This window comes from Dysgonomonadaceae bacterium zrk40 (assembly GCA_016916535.1).
Taxonomy (GTDB): domain Bacteria; phylum Bacteroidota; class Bacteroidia; order Bacteroidales; family Dysgonomonadaceae; genus Proteiniphilum.
Window position 1 is genome coordinate 90,002 of sequence record CP070276.1, and the last position, 19,403, is coordinate 109,404.

Annotated in this window: 20 protein-coding genes and 1 riboswitch; of the genes, 13 read left to right on the forward strand and 7 right to left on the reverse strand. The window is 47.5% G+C overall.

The genetic code is table 11. From position 1 onward, the window contains the following. Positions 1–20 precede the first annotated feature (20 nt). Entirely contained in the window at positions 21–431 is a 411-nt protein-coding gene (locus JS578_00410; GenBank protein ID QRX63765.1) for a hypothetical protein, read from the forward strand. A gap of 118 nt (positions 432–549) precedes the next feature. Here JS578_00410 and JS578_00415 read toward each other — a convergent pair whose 3' ends face one another. The 4 genes from JS578_00415 to JS578_00430 form a co-directional block, all read right to left on the reverse strand. Then, complete coding sequence (locus tag JS578_00415; protein QRX63766.1) at positions 550–1,632, reverse strand: hypothetical protein; 1,083 nt, start codon at positions 1,630–1,632, stop codon at positions 550–552. A 13-nt stretch (positions 1,633–1,645) separates the two neighbouring features. Continuing rightward, positions 1,646–3,640, reverse strand: coding sequence for a TonB-dependent receptor (locus JS578_00420; protein QRX63767.1), 1,995 nt, complete (start codon positions 3,638–3,640; stop codon positions 1,646–1,648). 136 nt (positions 3,641–3,776) lie between these two features. After that, positions 3,777–3,983: riboswitch (cobalamin riboswitch) on the reverse strand. Between the two features lie 34 nt (positions 3,984–4,017). After that, positions 4,018–4,491 (reverse strand): hypothetical protein, encoded by a 474-nt coding sequence (locus JS578_00425; protein ID QRX63768.1) that lies wholly within the window; start codon positions 4,489–4,491, stop codon positions 4,018–4,020. 142 nt (positions 4,492–4,633) lie between these two features. Further along, the gene (locus tag JS578_00430) at positions 4,634–5,446 is read right to left on the reverse strand and encodes a hypothetical protein (protein QRX63769.1); all 813 of its coding nucleotides are present in this window, start codon (positions 5,444–5,446) and stop codon (positions 4,634–4,636) included. A gap of 226 nt (positions 5,447–5,672) precedes the next feature. Between JS578_00430 and JS578_00435 the strand changes: the two genes are divergently transcribed. The 7 genes from JS578_00435 (at position 5,673) to folK (ending at position 11,561) form a co-directional block, all read left to right on the forward strand. After that, on the forward strand, positions 5,673–7,109 hold the full coding sequence (locus JS578_00435) for an HD domain-containing protein (GenBank protein QRX63770.1): 1,437 nt from the start codon (positions 5,673–5,675) through the stop codon (positions 7,107–7,109). Positions 7,110–7,219: 110 nt separating this feature from the next. Beyond that, a complete protein-coding gene (locus JS578_00440) occupies positions 7,220–8,098 on the forward strand; it encodes a cell division protein FtsX (protein ID QRX63771.1) in 879 nt (292 codons plus the stop codon). A 12-nt stretch (positions 8,099–8,110) separates the two neighbouring features. Next, positions 8,111–8,350, forward strand: coding sequence for a DUF3098 domain-containing protein (locus tag JS578_00445; protein QRX63772.1), 240 nt, complete (start codon positions 8,111–8,113; stop codon positions 8,348–8,350). A 41-nt stretch (positions 8,351–8,391) separates the two neighbouring features. Further along, the gene (locus JS578_00450) at positions 8,392–9,273 is read left to right on the forward strand and encodes an undecaprenyl-diphosphate phosphatase (protein QRX63773.1); all 882 of its coding nucleotides are present in this window, start codon (positions 8,392–8,394) and stop codon (positions 9,271–9,273) included. 4 nt (positions 9,274–9,277) lie between these two features. Next, the gene (gene truB / locus JS578_00455) at positions 9,278–9,994 is read left to right on the forward strand and encodes a tRNA pseudouridine(55) synthase TruB (protein ID QRX63774.1); all 717 of its coding nucleotides are present in this window, start codon (positions 9,278–9,280) and stop codon (positions 9,992–9,994) included. Between the two features lie 9 nt (positions 9,995–10,003). Beyond that, on the forward strand, positions 10,004–11,056 hold the full coding sequence (gene queA, locus JS578_00460) for a tRNA preQ1(34) S-adenosylmethionine ribosyltransferase-isomerase QueA (GenBank protein QRX63775.1): 1,053 nt from the start codon (positions 10,004–10,006) through the stop codon (positions 11,054–11,056). Between the two features lies 1 nt (position 11,057). Continuing rightward, a complete protein-coding gene (gene folK, locus JS578_00465) occupies positions 11,058–11,561 on the forward strand; it encodes a 2-amino-4-hydroxy-6-hydroxymethyldihydropteridine diphosphokinase (protein QRX63776.1) in 504 nt (167 codons plus the stop codon). Here folK and JS578_00470 read toward each other — a convergent pair. Then, positions 11,555–12,403 (reverse strand): pirin family protein, encoded by an 849-nt coding sequence (locus JS578_00470; protein ID QRX63777.1) that lies wholly within the window; start codon positions 12,401–12,403, stop codon positions 11,555–11,557. The two genes, folK and JS578_00470, sit on opposite strands and share 7 nt — an antisense overlap. Before the next feature lie 169 nt (positions 12,404–12,572). Here JS578_00470 and JS578_00475 point away from each other — a divergent pair, with 169 nt between their 5' ends. The 4 genes from JS578_00475 to JS578_00490 all read left to right on the forward strand — a co-directional run bounded on the left by JS578_00475 (position 12,573) and on the right by JS578_00490 (position 16,768). Beyond that, on the forward strand, positions 12,573–13,445 hold the full coding sequence (locus JS578_00475; protein ID QRX63778.1) for a patatin-like phospholipase family protein: 873 nt from the start codon (positions 12,573–12,575) through the stop codon (positions 13,443–13,445). 10 nt (positions 13,446–13,455) lie between these two features. Further along, on the forward strand, positions 13,456–15,150 hold the full coding sequence (locus tag JS578_00480; protein ID QRX63779.1) for an alpha-amylase family protein: 1,695 nt from the start codon (positions 13,456–13,458) through the stop codon (positions 15,148–15,150). Positions 15,151–15,258: 108 nt separating this feature from the next. Then, positions 15,259–16,194 carry a ribose-phosphate pyrophosphokinase gene (locus JS578_00485; protein ID QRX63780.1) on the forward strand — a complete coding sequence of 312 codons (936 nt, stop codon included), beginning with the start codon at positions 15,259–15,261 and terminating at the stop codon, positions 16,192–16,194. A 166-nt stretch (positions 16,195–16,360) separates the two neighbouring features. After that, positions 16,361–16,768 carry a DUF4332 domain-containing protein gene (locus JS578_00490; GenBank protein QRX63781.1) on the forward strand — a complete coding sequence of 136 codons (408 nt, stop codon included), beginning with the start codon at positions 16,361–16,363 and terminating at the stop codon, positions 16,766–16,768. Positions 16,769–16,836: 68 nt separating this feature from the next. Here JS578_00490 and JS578_00495 read toward each other — a convergent pair whose 3' ends face one another. Beyond that, a complete protein-coding gene (locus JS578_00495) occupies positions 16,837–17,349 on the reverse strand; it encodes a low molecular weight phosphotyrosine protein phosphatase (GenBank protein QRX63782.1) in 513 nt (170 codons plus the stop codon). Between the two features lie 206 nt (positions 17,350–17,555). Here JS578_00495 and JS578_00500 point away from each other — a divergent pair, with 206 nt between their 5' ends. After that, on the forward strand, positions 17,556–18,065 hold the full coding sequence (locus tag JS578_00500; GenBank protein QRX63783.1) for a YbaN family protein: 510 nt from the start codon (positions 17,556–17,558) through the stop codon (positions 18,063–18,065). An 11-nt stretch (positions 18,066–18,076) separates the two neighbouring features. Here JS578_00500 and JS578_00505 read toward each other — a convergent pair whose 3' ends face one another. Beyond that, complete coding sequence (locus JS578_00505) at positions 18,077–19,300, reverse strand: HD domain-containing protein (protein QRX63784.1); 1,224 nt, start codon at positions 19,298–19,300, stop codon at positions 18,077–18,079. Positions 19,301–19,403: the final 103 nt, after the last annotated feature.

Sequence of the window (19,403 nt, forward strand, 5' to 3'; positions counted from 1 at the left end):
CAACTAAAAATATCAAAACGATGAAGACAAGATTTTTTCTGATGTTGCTGTTCGTTGCGGGAAGCGTTTCGCTGGCGCGGGCACAGTATGTGAATGAGACACCAATCGGGTCGCTGGATGCCGACTATATCCGTATCTGGTCTGACTCGGGACCACTGCTCAGTTCGAAGGTGACGGTACGTGTCGACTGGGGACAAGGGGGGCGTATCCCCCAGATCACTGACGACCGCCGCAGGGTGGTCTCCTTCAACGGGATGATCGCTGTGCTGAATATGCTCAGCAAGGAGGGATTCGAACTGATGGAGATCGTGAGGGATGCAAAAGAGGAAAACGAGTTTTTCTACCTGCGAAGAAAAGAGGGATTTGTCCCTTTTTCCGGTGACAGTGAAGGTGGAGCAGTGGAGTATGATCCTGTGACACACAGTCGGTAATCGCGACTGTAACAAAAAACAAAAGGCACGCCAATCACTTGGAATGCCTTTCTGATCAAAATAATAATAAAGTAGAGAGAAGGCTGCTGACAGCAAAACTGTCACGCAGCTTTTTTTGTTATTGCCACACTACGACCGAGGGGTTGATGCCAGTGGCCGTAAGCCTGAATTTCATCTTTCCGGTCTTGTCAAAACAGTAGAGATCGCCCGGATGGACATAGTCGGTGGATGCCACGAAGAGATCACCACTCACGGGATCGACAGTCACATTGTTCATGATTGGAATCTCAGTACCATCGCTGATGAAGCTGTTGGTGATGACTCTCTCCTCAAGGCAATCGTAGACCACTATACTGTTGGGAACACCATAGGAACCGGTGATGATATAGGCTTTGTTGTCACTGATCACAAACTTTTGCGGAGATGTGATGCCTTCAACAGTCTCAGCAGTGTTGCTACCTGAGCGAATGATCTTGAAAGCGCCGGGCTCATCTCCGTAGTTGCCTGTTACCGAGAGATAGATGTCTCCCTGGCTGTCGGTTTGTACTGCTCCCGGGTTGGTGCCCACCACGATTTTTTTCTCTTCTGTAAAACTGGAGAGATCGATCACCGAGAGGGTGTTGTCATACCCATTTTCCCAGTTCAATCCCCCCGAGTTTGCCACGTAGATCTTGTTGTTTTTGATGGCTATTCCTTCCGGATCCATTCCTACTTCTACAGATCCATCCACTGTGAGGGAGACCGTATCGATACGGGTAACGGTGTCATCGAAAGAGGTGACATATACTTTCCCTCCATGGGTGGCGATTCGTCGTGGCTCTTTGCTTGCACCGCTAGCGGTTTCCATTTTAATCTGTTGAATTGAAATGCCTGATGCAGCTTCGATAACCTCTACGGTTCCCGACTTATTAACCGCAATGTAGATCTTCGACCCGTATTGTACCATGTCGTTTGCCACATCCCCCAATCCCCGTTTATTCTTATTCCGGAAATAATCCTTCGTGATAGCATCTTCCTGCAGGTTATACTGCGTCAGGGTGGCATCATTCATCCCCATACTTCCCTCATTGAGAATCAGCAGCGATGTTGCCTCTTCAGGGGTCTTATCTCCTTCACCGGCCGGATTGTCGTTCTCGTCGCAACTCGATATCAAAAGAGTTGTCAGGAGCATCACAAAAAATAAAAGTCTGTTTTTGTTCATTTCATTGAATTATTTAAAAGTGAATAGATAGTGTCAATCGGAAGGATCGGCCGGGCATAGGATAGTTGCGGACGATTTCGTAGTTCTTGTTTGTCAGATTCAGCACTTCTCCTACCAGCATAAGCCTCCCCAGGGATGTGTTGAAGGATTTCTGAAGGGAGATGCTGTGATCGGCATACCTCTCCATTCGATAGGCAGCATCGTTATAGCCGTTGCTGTAGCGTTTGCCCGACCAAATCAGGGTGTAGGCAACCTGCAATTGTTTAATCTCCAGGGCCATTCGGGAAGACCCCGAGTGGTGGGGGGTATAGGGGAGTTGATGTCCAAAGCTCACCTGTTGGCGGTCCGTGTGGTCGATAGCTGTCTGCCAGGTGTAACTGCTCCCGGCATGGAGCATCATCTCGTCGGTCACAGCTGTCGAGCCCTCCAACGAAAGGTCAATACCGTTAATGATCACTTTGCCAACGTTTACCATTGCCCACTGGTGCAAGTTGCGGGTGGGGTAGGCTACTATCTTGTTTTCTACCCGGTTGTGATAGGTATCAGCCGTAATTGTAAACTGCTGCAACAGCTCATCGTTGGTGGTGCCGAAGGTGAGTCCGATGTTGAACTGCTCTGCATCTTCCGGCTGCAAGTTCCGCACTCCCACCTGCGGAAAGTAGAGATCGTTGAAGGTGGGCAACCGGAAGCTCTTCTTATAAAAGGCACGCATACGTAAATCATGCGTGTGGAAAGGCTTGAAAGATACACTCAGGTAGGGTGAAAATCGGGTGCGATTGGTGCCTGCTACACCATTGTCGGCGGACTCGAATGTCTGCGTGTGAAGTAGGCTGGCAGTAGCAAGCAATTGTTCACTGACCCACTTTGTGGCAATTACTGTATGGGAAGTAAGTCGGGTGGGAATAACAAATCCCTTTCGGTTAGCATGCATGGTGGCCGATATCAGGTCGGTGGAGGCAGAAAAGGAGAGGTTGGGAAAAGCACGGTAGAGTGCTGATAGAGAGCCGTAATGCTCATTTTGTGTGAAGACATCCTCAACTTTTCCAGATACACCCAGGTAGGTGGGATCAAGGTAACGCAGGTAGCCCCGCTGGTACTTACCGTTGGTCTGAAACAACCACTTGCTGGAGAAGGTATGCTCGAAATGTCCCTGCAGAAAGAAGTTCCTGTCCCACAATCGTTGACCGGCATCATGGAGTGTGTTATAGTAGATGGTGGCTCCCGGAAGACCTCGTTCTGAACTGAAATAGTAGAGATGTAAATCACCCCGGCTGCTGGCAGAGAATTTGGCATGCAGAGACCCTTCCAGGCGCAGGTTTTCCACATCGCTGTTGATGCGACGCTCCCGGGAAGTACTGTCACCTGCAGAAGTGCCGTAACTTAGCAAATAGGGATAATCTCCGCGGGAACTCATCCACTCACCGCTGAAGGTGGCACTTACCCTCTCCGAAAGCTTACTGTTAATAAGAAGGGAGGGGTTATAGAGTCCATAAGAACCACCACGCAGAGATACCTTACCATTCAACCATTCGTTCCCGTTAAAACGGGGTTCAGAGGTGATGATCTCCAATACCGAAGCGGAAACAAAGGAGCGTGCAGGCCGAAAGATACGATCATCTTGCCCGTTGTGGAGGGTCACCCTATCTACGTTCTCGAGCGAAAAGCGACCGATGTCGATCTGCCCCGTCTGCTGATCTGAGAGGGTAATTCCGTTGTAACTTACTGCCGTGTGGTGTGCCCCAAGACTCCGTACAGAGATCGTTTTCAGTCCCCCAATGCCGCCATAATCGCGGATGGTGACTCCCGGAAGATACTTCACCGCATCAGAAAGCTGAAGGGCATTAAGTTGTCCTATTTGTTCCCCTGTAAGGATATACCGGGGTGCAGTTGCCCGGATCTCGCGGTCACTGAAGCGCTCGGTAACCACCACTTCAGGAAGACCGATTGTGTCGGAAACCGTCTGTCCAATAGCACTAATGGGCAGTACACAAATAGCTGTACTTGCCAACAAACAAACAGATTGAAAAAGAGATCTCATCTATACCGAATATTATTCCGGTAAAGCCTGTTGAAAATGAAACACGTAGTTAAAAAATGATTCTCTTGCGTGTTGTTTTCAAGCTTTATTCCCCGAAAGCCATGTAACTGTTTTATGAACCATTGGCAGGTCTTCTGACTTACTCCCGTGTCTGAACGCCTTCCCATCCCGCAGGGGGACAGTGGCAATTTAGGTTTTTGTTCAGCACGTAAGTGGAGCTTACAGCAGCGGGTCTGTTCAGGATTTGCACCTGATTCCCTTTTCATTTCGATGCGGGAAACCGCACCGGAACACCAAGATTTCTGTGGACAAAGATAGAGATTATTTTGATAATCCCCGAAAATAAATCAATAATTAATGATTGTTCCCTTGTAAAAACCGTTTACACAACGATTGTCGTTGAGCGCCAGAGAGAACTTCAAATCGCAGCTACCTGCACCGTCGAGCACTTTGAACTGCACATTGGCACTCTGAAACCCAACTCTACCTGCTCGACTGCCTGCAAAGGGCATATCGTGAATGGCACCGTTCACCGACCAGTCGCCGCGTGAAAGCGGAATGGTGAATAGCGTATCGGTATAGCTTGCTGGAAAAGTAAGTTCAATAAAATGACGACTGGAAGCAGCATCACTGCCCGAATATAGTTTGAAGACAAAATCATCACCCGAGCGGGTTGATTCAATCTCCCTGATCGCTAATCTGTCCCCTTCAAAAGTAAAATAGTTGTTGCTGTCAGCCCCTACATTTTCACCCAGGTTATCGCAACCTGAAAGTAGTGCTGCTATAGCCAAAACCAATGTACCAAATATGATTTTCCTCATGTTGTAACTGTTTGAATTTGTTTTATATAATAATTATTTGTTTGTCTCATTTATATTAATTGCCAGGCGTATAGGATTGTTCACCACAAAACATTAATAAACCTTAACAAGGACACATTTCCCTTTATCAGGATGATTTCCTTCAATTGGCCGGAAGTTCTGTTGGTTTATCGTTACGGCTCTCGAGATAGCGGATCAGTACTTCACTCCTTTCTTTCTCAAACTTCAGCTGCTCTATGTCGAGCAGCAGCGTGGAGAGTTCGAAGGAGCGACTAATCCCCTTTTTTGCGGCATCGATGAGCGGAACCTTCACCGTTCGTTTGCCGATGAAATGAACTGTAAGGGGTTGGTCGTGATAGGTGTGAATGTATCCTGCCACACCCTTCTCATCGCCCCCCGTGAAGCGTACAATCTCATAGTTTTTGTCGAGAGTGTTGAACCGATAATTGAAGCCGTCGGCAGTGACACTGCCACTTTCGGAAAAGCTGCCGTCAGCAGCTGTTACCCTGATCCGGTTATGATTAATGGCAGTTCCGGAGAGCACACTCTCGATAAAGAGAGTCCCATTCTCTCGTACACCTGAACGGAGGCCGTTCCTGTCGAGTGATGAGTGATGCGGATAGATCTTGGGATAATACTCACCAAATTCCTGATACCGGTTGTCTCTGACATAATCAAAATTGTTGAGCAGTTGGCTGAGTGCAGTATAGTTCACACGCAGCAGCGAGTCGCAGTAGCTGATGTTTCGCCGGTTCTCTGCCATGCGAATCTCCTGCATCAGTTTGAAACCGGCATCAATCTCATCAAAAGCTTCGGGAAAAAGCACTTTTATGCTGTCAATCTTCATCTTGGCAAGCGCATAATTCCCCTTTTCGAAAGCATTTCCCGCTTCTTTCAGATAATCTCTGGCGCCACTGTCACTGCCTCCGCAGGAGAGCATGAAAAGCAGTATCATCCAGAGTGAAATCAAACGAAGTGAGTTACGCATATCGGAAAAACAAAATCAACTGATAAAAATAACCTGTTTAACAACGGTTTCACCCGCAAAAGTACAAATATATTCGGTATAAAAATGGCTTTAAAAGACAATTATTGTAATTTTGCAAATCGTAACAAAATATCAGCGATGCAAAATGACAACCTGCACCGGAGCTGATTGAATAGACTAAAGTCCATTAAACATGAACATTTCCACGGAAGATATAAAGGCACATATTGATACCCCACTATTCAGGTTGATCTCTCGCACTGCCGATGAGATGCAGTTGGGATGTTACTTGATTGGCGGGTATGTGCGTGATTTCTTCCTCTATCGTCCCTCGAATGATATCGATGTGGTTGCCATCGGAAAAGGTATTGACCTGGCAACTGCAGTCGCGCTCAAGCTGGGCAGGGAAGCGCACCTAACTCTTTTTAAAAACTTCGGTACAGCACAGATCAAATACAAAGAATTTGAGATTGAATTTGTGGGTGCCCGAAAGGAGTCATACCGGAGCGATTCACGCAAGCCCATCGTGGAGGACGGCACATTGGAGGATGATCAGCGGCGACGCGACTTTACCATAAACGCAATGGCTTTCTGCCTGAACAATAATCGCTTCGGGGAGTTTCTGGATCCCTTTGGGGGCATGCAGGACCTGGAGGATCTGATTATCCGTACGCCACTCGACCCCGACATTACCTTCAGTGATGACCCACTGCGAATGATGCGTGCTGTTCGTTTTGCTGCTCAGCTGGGTTTTGACATACACCCCGATAGCTTCGACGCCATTGATCGCAACAAGGAACGTATCTCCATCGTTTCCATGGAACGAATCACCGATGAGTTGAACAAGATCATTCTCTCACCCAAGCCCTCTGTCGGTTTCATCCTGCTCGAAAAAACAGGGCTTCTGGAGATACTCTTTCCGGAGTTCACAGCATTGAAGGGTGTAGAGACCAAAGAGGGGATAGGGCACAAGGACAATTTTTATCACACGCTCTCCGTGTTGGACAACATTGCCCGTGAAACAGATGATCTCTGGTTACGGTGGGCAGCAATAATGCACGACATCGCCAAGCCGGTGACCAAGCGTTGGGACCCCAAGTTGGGATGGACTTTTCACAACCATAACTTCATTGGCGAGAAGATGGTCCCCCATATTTTCCGGAGGATGAAGTTGCCCCAGAATGAGAAGATGAAGTATGTGCAGAAGCTGGTCTCCCTCCACATGCGACCTATGCAGCTGGTAGAGGATGAGGTTACCGACTCGGCTGTGCGGCGATTGCTCTTCGATGCCGGTGACGACATTGAACACCTGATGACTCTTTGTGAAGCTGATATTACTTCTAAGAACCCAGTCAAGGTACGTCGTTTTGTGTCCAACTTCAAAATCTTACGTCGTAAGCTTCGTGAAATTGAGGAGAAAGACCGGGTTCGTAACTTCCAGCCACCTGTCGATGGCAATGAGATCATGACGCTATTTGGCCTTCCCGAATGCAGGGAGGTAGGTATCCTGAAGGCGGCTATTAAAGATGCTATCCTCGACGGGATAATTCCCAACGAGCATGATGATGCATATCGTTATATGATGGCACGTGCCCAGGAGATGGGGCTCAAACCGGTGAAAGAGGGTTGAAAATAAAACCGTTTACCACTTGTTTTCTGCAAGATTTTGTATTACTTTGCAACTTAATTTGGAATAGACTGTTTTAACACCTATCACGCCTTTCGATTATCGAAGCGCCTATGTCAAACAAGAAAAAAGTATCTGTTATCCGTTTTTTAAATGCGAAGATCACCTCCACCATCAGCATTACACTGGTGCTGGTACTGTTGGGTGTGACCTTGCTAATCCTGTTCACCGGCAACAGCCTCTCGAAACAGGTTAAAGAGAACATGAGTTTCAATGTAATGCTCTCTGCCGGTATCAGTGAATCTCAGATCACCAACATACGACGCAATCTCGATGCGCAACCCTTTGTGCGATCTTCGCGTTTCATCAGTAAGGAGGAGGCCAAAGAGCAGCTGATCAAGGAGCTGGGTGATGATCCAGAAGAGTTGCTTGGCTACAACCCCGCTCTCGATTGCATTGAGATCTTCCTACACTCAGAGTATGCCAACAGTGACAGCATTGCCGTAATCAACAACGTTATCCGTGAGGAGAGCAATGTCACCGATTTGCTATACCAGCAGGAAGCAATAGACCTGATAAACAACAACCTGTCGAAAGTGATGTCGGTGTTGCTGGTGCTCGCCTTGGTGCTGCTTTTCATCTCTTTCACGTTGATTCGCAACACCATCCGGCTCAGTGTTTACTCTAAGCGGTTCATCATTCACACCATGAAACTGGTGGGTGCTACCGGTAGTTTCATTCGTAAACCATTTGTGGTAAACAACATCTATACCGGTATCATTTCCGGCATCCTCGCGGATGGTATCATCTTGGTACTGATCAGCTATTTCAACAGGGAGTACGCAACTATTCAACCCATCATCTCCAATGCCGATCTGGGAATCATATTCACGGCGGTTGTCCTGATGGGAGTTCTGATTTCCACACTTGCCACTCTGTTCGCCGTGAACAGATACCTGAAGATGCGTTCCGATCAGCTTTATTATGTATAAACAACGAAAGAAATGTCTCAGAAGAACTTAGCGTTAAGCAAAACAAACCTGATTATTTGCGGCATAGCTGTCCTGCTAATCATTGCCGGACTACTGCTAATGACAGGACCTTCCACCACCGAGAGCGGTTTTGAACCGGATATATTTAGCGTGAGAAGGATCAGGGTGGCACCAGTGGTTGCCCTTTCAGGCTTTGTCCTGATGATAGTTGGAATTCTCTATCCGTCCAACAAAGGGAAAAAAGAGGAATAGTAAACCGTTCGTGACGGTAAACAGCTGATAACAAAATTTTCATGACGTTTATTGAAGCAATTATCATTGCCATCGTTGAGGGACTGACTGAGTTTCTCCCTGTCTCTTCAACTGGACATATGATTATCACCCAATCGTTGCTCGGTATGGAGAGCAGTGAATTTGTGAAAGCCTACACCGTAATCATTCAGTTTGGGGCGATTCTCTCAGTTGTGGTACTCTACTGGAAGCGTTTTTTTCGACTCAATCACACTGAGAGACCACAAGAGGGGATCCAGGACACACCCTCTTCCAAACAAAGAATTGTTCAATCCGGGAAGAACTTTCTGTACAAATATGATTTTTACTGGAAACTTTTCATCGCGGTCCTGCCGGCAGGTGTTATTGGACTGCTGATGGGTGACCTGATTGACAGCATGCTCGAGAGCGTAACCGTGGTGGCAGTAATGCTGGTGATCGGAGGTGTTTTCATGCTCTTTGTGGACCGCTGGTTCAACCGTCCCGTGGCTGACCAGTCGATGAGCTGGCAGAGGGCACTCAAGATCGGTTTCTTCCAGTGCATAGCCATGATACCCGGGGTGTCCCGTTCAATGGCTACCATCGTGGGTGGAATGGGAACAGGACTCAATCGCAAGAATGCCGCCGAGTTCTCATTCTTCCTGGCTGTGCCCACAATGGCTGCGGCAGCAGGCTACAAACTCTACCAGCTTTTAAAAGACCCTGTTCAAATGGATATGCTTTCCGATCACTTCTTACTGCTGTTCATCGGCAATCTGGTGGCATTCCTGGTGGCAATGCTGGCCATTCGCTTTTTCATTGATTTTCTTACCAGGTATGGCTTCAAAGCCTTCGGCTACTATCGTATCATTGTGGGAGGAATCCTACTCATCCTGATCGTGGCAGGTGTGAATGTAAGCATGTGACAATATGACTGATTTTATTGAAGGTGCTGTCTTATATATTGATAAACCGTTGCATTGGAGCTCCTTCCGTGTGGTGCGAGTAGTAAGAGCCAAATTGTGTCAGAAACTGGGCCTCAAAAAACTAAAAGTGGGACATGCCGGAACGCTCGATCCCCTCGCTACCGGGGTGATGACCCTCTGTACCGGCCGGATGACCAAGCAGATTGATCGATTACAGGCAGAAACAAAAGAGTACCTGGCAACTATTCGCTTGGGGGCAACAACACCCTCATTTGATATTGAAACCGCAGTAGATGGTGAATATCCTACCGATCACATCACCCCACAACTGGTGGAAGAGGCACTCGCCCGATTCACAGGTGAGATCATGCAAATACCCCCAATGTTCTCTGCCGTGAAGGTGGATGGCAAGAGAGCATATGAACTAGCCCGCAAAAATGAAGATATTGAACTTAAACCCAAATTATTGGTTATAGATAGTATCGAGCTGATGACATGCAATTTGCCCGATATCACCATCCGGGTGATATGCAGCAAAGGCACCTACATAAGAGCATTGGCCCGGGACATCGGTGAGGCGCTGCATTCGGGTGCACATCTCACTGCCCTTACCCGTACAAGGGTAGGGGAGGTGACCCTGGATCAATGTCTGAAGATGGAGGAGGTAGACCTTTTTCTGGATCAACAGATTGGCAGAAGCGTTACAGAGAGCAAACAGTAGATATAACATATGAAACTTTCACAATTCAAATTTAACCTGCCGGAAGAGCTTATTGCGAAGCATCCGTCAGTACATCGTGATGAAGCCCGCTTGATGGTTTTGCATCGAAAATCCGGCATAATAGAACACAAAGTGTTTAAGGATGTGCTGGACTATTTTCAAGCCAAGGATTTCTTCATCTTCAACGACACCAGGGTCTTTCCTGCAAGACTCTTTGGAAACAAAGAGAAGACAGGAGCTAAGATAGAGGTGTTCCTGCTGCGGGAGTTGAACCCCGATCAGCATCTTTGGGATGTGTTGGTAAACCCGGCACGTAAAATTCGCATTGGCAACAAACTCTATTTTGGCGAAAACGAGGAACTGGTAGCAGAGGTGATCGACAACACCACCTCCCGTGGCCGTACGCTCAGGTTTCTTTACGACGGGCCTTACGATGAGTTCAAACAGCAACTCTTTGCCATTGGCGAGACACCCATTCCTGAATATATGGAGCGGAATGCCGAACCTGATGATGTAGAAAGATACCAGAACATTTTTGCCCGTAACGAGGGGGCAGTTGTGGCTCCCGCTGCCGGACTTCATTTTAGTCGTGAATTGATGAAGCGAATGGAAATCAGGGATGTCAATTTTGGATTTCTAACCCTCCATAATGGACTGGGTGCTTACCGCATGATCGATGTGGAAGATCTCACCAAACACAAGATGGAGTCGGAACAGATGATCATTTCAGAAGAGCTTTGCAAACAGGTGAACAACGCCAAGGATGAAGGACACAACATCTGCGCGGTGGGTACTTCTGTACTGCGTGCCCTGGAGACGACAGTGAGCACTGACGGTCATATTAAGCCCAGAGAGGGATGGACCAATAAGTTCATCTTCCCTCCTTACGAGTTTACCCTTGCCAACAGCCTGATTACCAATTTTCACCTGCCATATTCAACCTTGCTGATGATGGCTACCGCCTTTGGCGGTTACGAAGTTGTGATGGCTGCATATGAAGAAGCGGTGAAAGAGAAGTATCGCTTTGGAGCCTATGGAGACGCCATGCTGATCATAGACTGAGATGAATGTATCGGATACCGGCACAGTCTCCCTGATTTTGGCGCTGGGATCAAATCTGGGTGACAGGGAGCATCAGATCCATACAGCTCTCCGGAAAATAGAAGCGCGGATTGGGAGAATCATTTCCCTATCCGCGCTTTATCATACCCGGCCTGAAGGTTTTGACTCACCCAACGAATTTGTGAACTGTGTTTGCGAAGTAGATAGCAGGTTAGACATATATACTATATTCGCAATCACTCAAAATATTGAAGTAGAGCTTGGTAGGGTTAAAAAAAGTGTGAATGGCAGCTACGCAGATCGCCTTATCGACATTGACCTGATCATGGCAGGTGATATGATCCTTGACACTCCGTTGCTCACGCTGCCGCACCCCCGATTTCATCGGCGTGACTTCGTACTCACACCACTGTGCGAGATAGCCCCCGACCTGGTACATCCGGTATTGGGTAAGACCATTCGTCAGTTAAAAGATGAGTTGCCGTTAGAGGAAACAGATCAGTGAGGCTCGTGCTTGATAAAAGTGCCTCTATCCAGTTCATCAAAGGCTTCCATCAGTTCCTGTCTGGTGTTCATCACCACGGGACCGCCCCAGGCAATCGGTTCATTGAGTGATTCACCTGAGAGCAATAACATTCTCAGCCCCTCTGCTCCTGCCCGGAAGATCAATTGATCACCCTTGCTGAACAACAACGCCGTGTGAGACTCAATTGCATCAGATGACTCACCTGTTGTACCGCTGCCGCTAACAACATAGACAAACAGGTTCTCGGAGGGCAGGGTAGGGATCACCATTGACAACCCGGGATGGATCTCAACATCGAGGTAGAGCACCTTCACATAAGAGGCCTCAATGGCTCCTGCTCTTCCAAGGTAATTGCCTGAGATGATTCGAATCACTCCATTTTCATCTTTCACCACCGGAACCATGTCGGCCGTGATGTCGCGGTACTGTGGTTCGGTCATCTTATCCTTCTGCGGCAGGTTGACCCAAAGCTGCGCACCCAACATCCGCTCTGATGCAATGGGCATCTCCTGGTGAAGGATACCGCTTCCGGCGGTCATCCACTGGCACTCTCCCTCACCGATAGAGCCTTTATTGCCGAGGCTGTCTTCATGGTCCATCCTTCCCTTAATCAGGTATGTAACAGTCTCAATCCCTCTGTGTGGATGCCAAGGAAAACCCTTTATGTAATCTTCCGGATCATGTGAATCAAAGGCATCCATCATCAGGAATGGATCAAAATCACGAACATCGTGGAATCCAAATACCCTAACCAAACTCACTCCCGCCCCGTCTACCTGACGGCTTCCCCGAACTACTTTCTCAATTCTTCTTGTTTTCATTCCTGTGACCTGTCCATTTTAAAAAAATTTCATTGCAAGATAATACTTTTACCTATATTTGCAAAAATTGATTTAAATTGACCTTCTTAAACAACGGGTGATGCCGAGAATAGGAAAAAAAGTAGCATATTTGTAATCGAATATATACTTCTCTTTGTGGTTTCAAATTATGCCAATCTTCGGTAAAGGTTATGATTATTTTCTGGGATATGTCCTTAGCGGGGGGGGGGCCAAGGGCTTCGCACACCTCGGTACCCTGAAGGTGCTTGAACAGTATGGTCTTAAACCCGATGTGATTGCCGGCACCAGTGCCGGTGCGCTTGCCGGTGTATTTTATGCAGACGGCTTTCATTCCGATGAAATCGTAGATCTTTTTCGCAAGCATGAATTCCGTGAGTTTGTGTCACTCACCATTCCCCGTACCGGCTTCCTGAAAAGTACCGGGTTGCACACATTTCTGAAAAAGAACCTTCGTGCAAAAAGTTTCGAGGATCTGCAACTCCCTTTCTATGCGATTGCTACAGACTGGGAGAAGGCGCGTACCGTTGCTTTTTCACAAGGAGATAATCTTGTTGATGCGGTAGTTGCCTCTTGTTCGGTGCCCATCGTCTTCAGTCCTCAGTTGATCGATGGCGTTCCCTACGTGGACGGGGGAATCCTGAAAAACTTCCCGGTAACGGTGATCAGGAAGATGTGCCGTTATGTAGTGGGCATCAACGTATCACTGATGATTCCCAAGTCAGAGAAGGAATCGATTCGCACCATGGTGGAACGCACCTTCAACCTGATGTCCAATTCAAACACGTTGATGGATAAAACAAAATGTGACATTCTGATTGAGACGAACGGACTTGAAAAGGTATCGATGTTCGATATGCACAGCCAGAATCAAATCATGGAAGTTGGGTATCAAGCCGCGGCCAATACAATGGCAGAAAAAAGATCACTGGAAATTGTGAGGAGATGTCAACGACATGCCTTGCTCGAACAGAAGGTTAAAACCCGACTGGATAAGATGACCTTTGGAAAGGCAATTAAATAATACTTATGAAATGAGAGAAAAGCTGTTCATTTACCAAATGATGCCCCGTCTGTTTAGCAATAGAAACGGCACAAACCGATACAACGGCTCTCTGGATGAAAATGGTTGTGGCAAATTTAACGATATCAGTCAATCCCTTCTAAGCCGCTTCAGAAATGATGGTTACACGCATATCTGGTACATTGGGGTACCGGCACATGCATCGGCAACAGATTATACAGCTTATGGCATTCCGAAGCAATACCCCGAGATCATAAAAGGCAAGGCCGGTTCTCCTTACGCCATAAGAGACTACTATGATGTGGATCCTGACCTTGCAATAGATGTATCCCGACGGATGGAGGAGTTTGAAGCACTGGTTGATCGTACCCACGAAGCAGGGTTGAAGGTGATCATCGACTTCATTCCCAACCATGTGGCACGCAACTATTGCTCGGTCGCAAGGCCCTCCGGTGTCAAAGATTTTGGTGAAGATGACGATGATTCAGTTGCTTTCTCACCCCAAAATAATTTTTATTACCTCCCCGGAGAGTCGCTGAGGATACAGCTACCCTCGGAAAAAAAAGCCGATTTCAATTTTCGTGAATCGCCTGCACGTGCCACCGGTAACGATTGCTTCACCCATATGCCAACTATCTACGACTGGTATGAGACGATAAAGCTCAACTACGGGGTAGATTATCTCAACGGGAAACAGGCTTATTTTGATCCACTGCCCGATACATGGCTTAAGATGAGGGATATCCTCCTTTACTGGGCATCGAAGAATGTGGATGGCTTCCGTTGTGATATGGCAGAGATGGTACCCCTCTCATTCTGGCAGTGGGTCATTCCGCAGGTGAAGGAGCATTATCCCCACATCATCTTCCTGGCTGAAATATACAACCCGTCTGCATATCGTGATTTCCTGGGTGAAAATCTTTTCGACTACCTATACGACAAGGTGGGCCTTTATGATGTCCTGCGCGAGGTCTCCTGTGGCTACAGACCTTCGTCAGACATTACCTTTGCCCTGAACAACGTGGGTGACATTCAGCATAGAATGCTCACCTTCCTGGAGAACCACGATGAACAGCGACTGGCATCCGATTATTTCCTGAAAGAGGCTTACAAAGGTAAGGCTGCGATGATTGTCACCGCAGCAATCAACAGGAACCCGGTGATGGTTTACAACGGCCAGGAGCTGGGCGAGAGAGGGATGGACCATGAAGGATTCAGCGGAGTGAACGGACGCACTACCATTTTCGACTATTGGTCGCCCGACACATTGCGGCGGTGGAACAACAACGGACAGTGGAACAGTCAGCTGTTAACGCCAAAAGAGCGTGAATTGCAAGACTTCTACCGACGGCTCATCACTCTTTGCAACAAGGAGGAGGCGTTCTCTGCAGGCCTCTTTTACGACCTGATGCCGTCCAATTATGAGAATCAGGATTTCGACTCCACCAAGTTGTTTGCCTTTCTACGTGGAAATGAGAGTGAATTGATGCTGGTGGTGACCAACTTCGACCAAAAGCCAAGAGAATGCACCCTGCATATTCCACAACATGCCTACTCCTTTTTCGGAATAAAAGCGAGCGATGAAGGAACGTTGACACCTTTGTTGGAAGAGAAAGGAGAGACGTTACTCTTCACGCAAGGGTTTCCTTATCATGTTCAGATAAATGGCTACAGCGGGGAAATATACCGCATCACTTTTTTGTGATTTATTCCTTTATTGTTGTTTGTTTTTGTACTTTTGTCTTATCATTCAAACATCACCGGTAGTAGGATCACACTAAGCGATCAGAACCTAATTTGAAAACAACAGAGCATGCAGGAAAGACCATTTAAAATCTTTTCGGGAACAAAATCACGTTATTTTGCCGAGAAGGTGTGCAATAGCCTGGGGTGCCCCCTGGGTAACATGATTATTGAACACTTCGCCGACGGTGAGTTTGCCGTATCCTATGAGGAATCGATCAGAGGCAAGCAGGTGTTTCTCATTCAATCTACATTTCCCAATTCCGACAACCTGATGGAGTTGTTGTTGATGATTGATGCCGCAAAACGAGCATCAGCAAAGTCGATTGTTGCAGTGATCCCCTACTTCGGATGGGCCCGGCAGGATCGTAAAGACAAACCACGCGTCAGTATCGGCGCGAAACTGATTGCCGATATGCTGGCCGCTGCCGGTATCAACCGGTTGATCACGATGGATTTACATGCCGATCAGATCCAGGGTTTCTTCAACGTCCCGGTTGACCACCTCTATGCCTCGGGCGTTTTCGTGGAGTATGTGAAGCAACTCGACCTGGCAAACATGGTGATCGCTACTCCCGACGTGGGAGGCACCAAACGGGCCAGTGCTTATTCCAAGTTCCTGGGATGTCCCATGGTGATTTGCTATAAGCTACGTAAAAAGGCTAATGAGATCTCCGATATGCAGATCATCGGTGATGTGAAGGGAATGGACGTTTTGCTCATCGATGACATTGTAGATACGGCGGGTACCATCACCAAGGCTGCCGACCTGATCATGGAACATGGTGCCAATTCGGTAAGGGCCATTGCCAGTCATGCCGTGATGTCCGATCCGGCTTCCACCAGGGTTGACCATTCCAAATTGAAAGAGATTATCTTCACGGACAGCATTCCCTATTCCAAAAAATCGGAAAAAGTGAAGATTCTCTCTGTGGCTGACATGTTTGCCGACTCCATCATGCGCGTCTGCAACAATGAGTCGATCAGTTCTCTCTACGTGGTTTGACCAACAGATCAGGCACAAACGGTTCTTCCTTACGGAGAAGATGAAAAAGGGAATTTTTCCCCACACGTTTGCAATTGACTTCTGCTCTCTATGATTGTTTCTTTAGAATGATTATATTTGGTATATTGTCAAAGTTATTGTTCAATTAACCTAAACATTTTTTGATATGGATTACAAAATTGAAGAGATTGAAGGGATTGGTCCCGTGTATGGTGAAAAATTAAAAGGAGCCGGCATCAACAAGGTTAGCCAGTTACTCGAGAAATGTGCTGCCAAGAAAGGGCGTACAGAGTTGGCAAAAGATACAGGTATCGATGAGAAATTGATCTTGAAGTGGACCAATCACGCCGATTTATTCCGCATCAATGGTATCGGACCCCAATTTTCGGAACTGCTTGAAGCTGCCGGAGTAGATACTGTCAAGGAGTTGCGCACCCGCAATGCTGAAAATCTCTATGCCAAAATTCAGGAGATTAACGAAGAGAAAGAACTTGTGCGCCGTTTGCCATCACTGAGCCAGGTGACTCAGATGATTGAAGATGCCGGCAAGTTGGAAGTACGGATGACCTACTAATCGAAACAGTCAGGTTTACACATCATAAAAAAAGGGGCTGAATCATGAATGATCAGCCCCTTTTTATTTTATATCAGGATATGTTCCTTTTTGATGGTGAGCAGCAATCCCTCGCAGGCATCTTCCAACAAATCGAGTACCAGTTCGAAGCCTGTAGCATCACCGTAATAGGGATCGGGAATATGGTCATGTAGCTTGCGGAATTGCACCAGATAATCGGTCATCAGATGTATCTTCTCGGCTTCCTCGCTGTTAGACGCCATGGCCCGCACTGTGCTGTAGTTGTTTTCATCCATCACTAGTATGTAATCGAAGGTGAAGAGATCCTTTTTCGTGAGTTTTCTTGAACGGCTGCAGATGTCATACCCTCTTTTCTCACCGTGAAATCGCATGCGTTCGTCGGGTAATTCCCCCTCGTGCCATCCAGAGGTGCCGGCAGAATCGACTTCAATCAGATCCTGAAGACCATTTTTCTCTACGAGACCCATCATGATTCCTTCTGCTGCAGGTGAACGGCAGATGTTTCCCAGACAAACAAAAAGCAACCGGATCTTCTTTTTCTTTCCTTCTGTAGGATTCATATGTTTAATAGAAGTTTACAGTTCAATAACCTTAACAATTTCTACAAAGATAATGGATTTCCAAAGAAGTCCAAAAAAAATAACAAGTAAGATCAAGCTATTGAGGGGGTAATCTCTGATCCTGTTTGCCTGTTTTGGGAATTTGGTTATCTTTGCACCCTTGCAGGCTCTCATTTTTTGAGTCGGCACCAGAGAGATTGAAGACAATGAACAGAAACGAAATAAAGGAAAAGGTTGCGCCACCGCAGGAGGCAGTAGCAACCATTCCCGAGAAAAAGGTTAAGCTGGAAATTGAGAAGAACAGGATACGGCGTGGCCTTTACCTTACAGGGGGAATCCTGGCACTGGCACTGGCCATCCTGGGCATCGCCGTGCCGGGGCTGCCGGTGACTCCACTGGCACTCTTGTCTGCCTTCCTCTTTGCCAAGAGTTCGGAGCGACTTTACAACTGGCTTCTGAACAACAGAATCCTGGGCCCCCGCATCAGGAATTTCCAACGTCGTAAAGGGGTTACCCGCAGGGGTAAGCTGGGGATCATGCTGTTTATGACAGTGATGGTGCTTTTTTCCTCCTTCGTGGTCATTCAAATCATTCCCATCCGAATTGTGATCCTCTCCATGGGGGTGATCGGCATGGTGGTGGTCTGGTTTTTTGTGCCTACTGCCCTCGATGATTCCCCACCCGTAGCGGATGAGGATGAAATAAGACAGAATTAATCGTCCGCGAACTAACCGCGCAGATAGGCAAAATAGTGCTTCACCACCTTCTTTGAGAGTAGTTCAATATTGAGCATATCCGAAGCGCGGGAGATATCTTTTACTGTGCCATCCTTGTAGAGAATATCGATGCTGTCATCTTTCTCACTGTACATATCGGTGGAGAGTTTGTCAGAAGAGATGAAACTGGCAGCTTCCTTTGGTGAAATACGGTACTTTTCAGCATATATTTTTATCAGTTTTTCTGCTCGCTCTTCGCCATAAGGCTGTTCAGAGATCTCAATCTTGAACAGGCGGCGGTTAACCATCGCTTCGCTCAACACCGACAGGACGGTGTCATGATGGGTACTCCACACTTTGAGTGCCGTCCAGATGTCATTGTCGTCGAGTTCCATGAAACGGAGCAATGCCTCGTCTTCACCTTTAAAGTCATCGAGGGTTGGATCATTCCGCAGGAAGTAGGAGAGGGCGGGAGAAGCAAACAGCTGTTCCCCCTCAGTGGAGAGCTGGCGTGCACGGCGCAACGTGTTGATCAACATTTTTTCCGCCGCCACGGCGGTCTTGTGTAAATATACCTGCCAGTACATCAAGCGTCGCGACATCAGGAAGTTCTCAATTGAGTAGATCCCTTTCGATTCCACCACCAGCCGATCATCCTTCAGGTTGAGCATCTTAATGATACGAGCCGAACCGATGTTGCCCTCGCTCACACCCGTAAAAAAGCTATCGCGCCGCAGGTAGTCGAGCCGGTCCACATCAAGCTGACCGCTCACCAGTTGGTGCAAGTATCCCTTGGGATGGCGGTCGGTGAAGATTTCAATGGCGGTCTGAAGTGCACCCTGCAACTCCCGGTTCATCTGCTCCATCATCAACAGTGAGATTGCTTCATGATGCACGGTGGTAACCAGGGCGTGTTCCAAAACATGGGAGAAGGGTCCATGGCCGATGTCGTGCAGCAAGATGGCCGCCAGCGCCCCATTGTACTCCTCTTCCGTGATGGAGTGTCCTTTCTCTCGGAGAGTCTTCAGTGCCTCATCCATAAGGTACATCGCTCCGATGGAGTGGTGGAAACGGGTATGCTGTGCCCCCGGATAGACGAAGGGCGCCAACCCCAACTGACGAATACGGTTTAACCGCTGCAGGTTAGGATGGCATATCAACTCATAGACAAAGTCGTTCGGGATACTGATGAATCCGAAAACCGGGTCGTTGATGATTTTTCGCTTCAGGGACATGATACCGGGGGTGTTATGCTTCTTATTTTCGCTTTAATTGAATCGTAACTGACTCTAATCAGCGCCTAATCTATTAGAACCATATTAGAACCATATTAGAACC

What these genes read in the sequence shown, in the direction of transcription:
- JS578_00485 (QRX63780.1), top strand. Translation starts at nt 15,259, where the DNA reads ATGCAGGAAAGACCATTTAAAATCTTTTCGGGAACAAAATCACGTTAT.
- JS578_00505 (QRX63784.1), bottom strand. Translation starts at nt 19,300, where the DNA reads ATGTCCCTGAAGCGAAAAATCATCAACGACCCGGTTTTCGGATTCATC.
- JS578_00435 (QRX63770.1), top strand. Translation starts at nt 5,673, where the DNA reads ATGAACATTTCCACGGAAGATATAAAGGCACATATTGATACCCCACTA.
- folK (QRX63776.1), top strand. Translation starts at nt 11,058, where the DNA reads ATGAATGTATCGGATACCGGCACAGTCTCCCTGATTTTGGCGCTGGGA.
- JS578_00430 (QRX63769.1), bottom strand. Translation starts at nt 5,446, where the DNA reads ATGATACTGCTTTTCATGCTCTCCTGCGGAGGCAGTGACAGTGGCGCC.
- queA (QRX63775.1), top strand. Translation starts at nt 10,004, where the DNA reads ATGAAACTTTCACAATTCAAATTTAACCTGCCGGAAGAGCTTATTGCG.
- JS578_00415 (QRX63766.1), bottom strand. Translation starts at nt 1,632, where the DNA reads ATGAACAAAAACAGACTTTTATTTTTTGTGATGCTCCTGACAACTCTT.
- JS578_00495 (QRX63782.1), bottom strand. Translation starts at nt 17,349, where the DNA reads ATGAATCCTACAGAAGGAAAGAAAAAGAAGATCCGGTTGCTTTTTGTT.
- JS578_00445 (QRX63772.1), top strand. Translation starts at nt 8,111, where the DNA reads ATGTCTCAGAAGAACTTAGCGTTAAGCAAAACAAACCTGATTATTTGC.
- JS578_00490 (QRX63781.1), top strand. Translation starts at nt 16,361, where the DNA reads ATGGATTACAAAATTGAAGAGATTGAAGGGATTGGTCCCGTGTATGGT.
- JS578_00440 (QRX63771.1), top strand. Translation starts at nt 7,220, where the DNA reads ATGTCAAACAAGAAAAAAGTATCTGTTATCCGTTTTTTAAATGCGAAG.
- truB (QRX63774.1), top strand. Translation starts at nt 9,278, where the DNA reads ATGACTGATTTTATTGAAGGTGCTGTCTTATATATTGATAAACCGTTG.
- JS578_00410 (QRX63765.1), top strand. Translation starts at nt 21, where the DNA reads ATGAAGACAAGATTTTTTCTGATGTTGCTGTTCGTTGCGGGAAGCGTT.
- JS578_00480 (QRX63779.1), top strand. Translation starts at nt 13,456, where the DNA reads ATGAGAGAAAAGCTGTTCATTTACCAAATGATGCCCCGTCTGTTTAGC.
- JS578_00425 (QRX63768.1), bottom strand. Translation starts at nt 4,491, where the DNA reads ATGAGGAAAATCATATTTGGTACATTGGTTTTGGCTATAGCAGCACTA.
- JS578_00500 (QRX63783.1), top strand. Translation starts at nt 17,556, where the DNA reads ATGAACAGAAACGAAATAAAGGAAAAGGTTGCGCCACCGCAGGAGGCA.
- JS578_00475 (QRX63778.1), top strand. Translation starts at nt 12,573, where the DNA reads ATGCCAATCTTCGGTAAAGGTTATGATTATTTTCTGGGATATGTCCTT.
- JS578_00470 (QRX63777.1), bottom strand. Translation starts at nt 12,403, where the DNA reads ATGAAAACAAGAAGAATTGAGAAAGTAGTTCGGGGAAGCCGTCAGGTA.
- JS578_00450 (QRX63773.1), top strand. Translation starts at nt 8,392, where the DNA reads ATGACGTTTATTGAAGCAATTATCATTGCCATCGTTGAGGGACTGACT.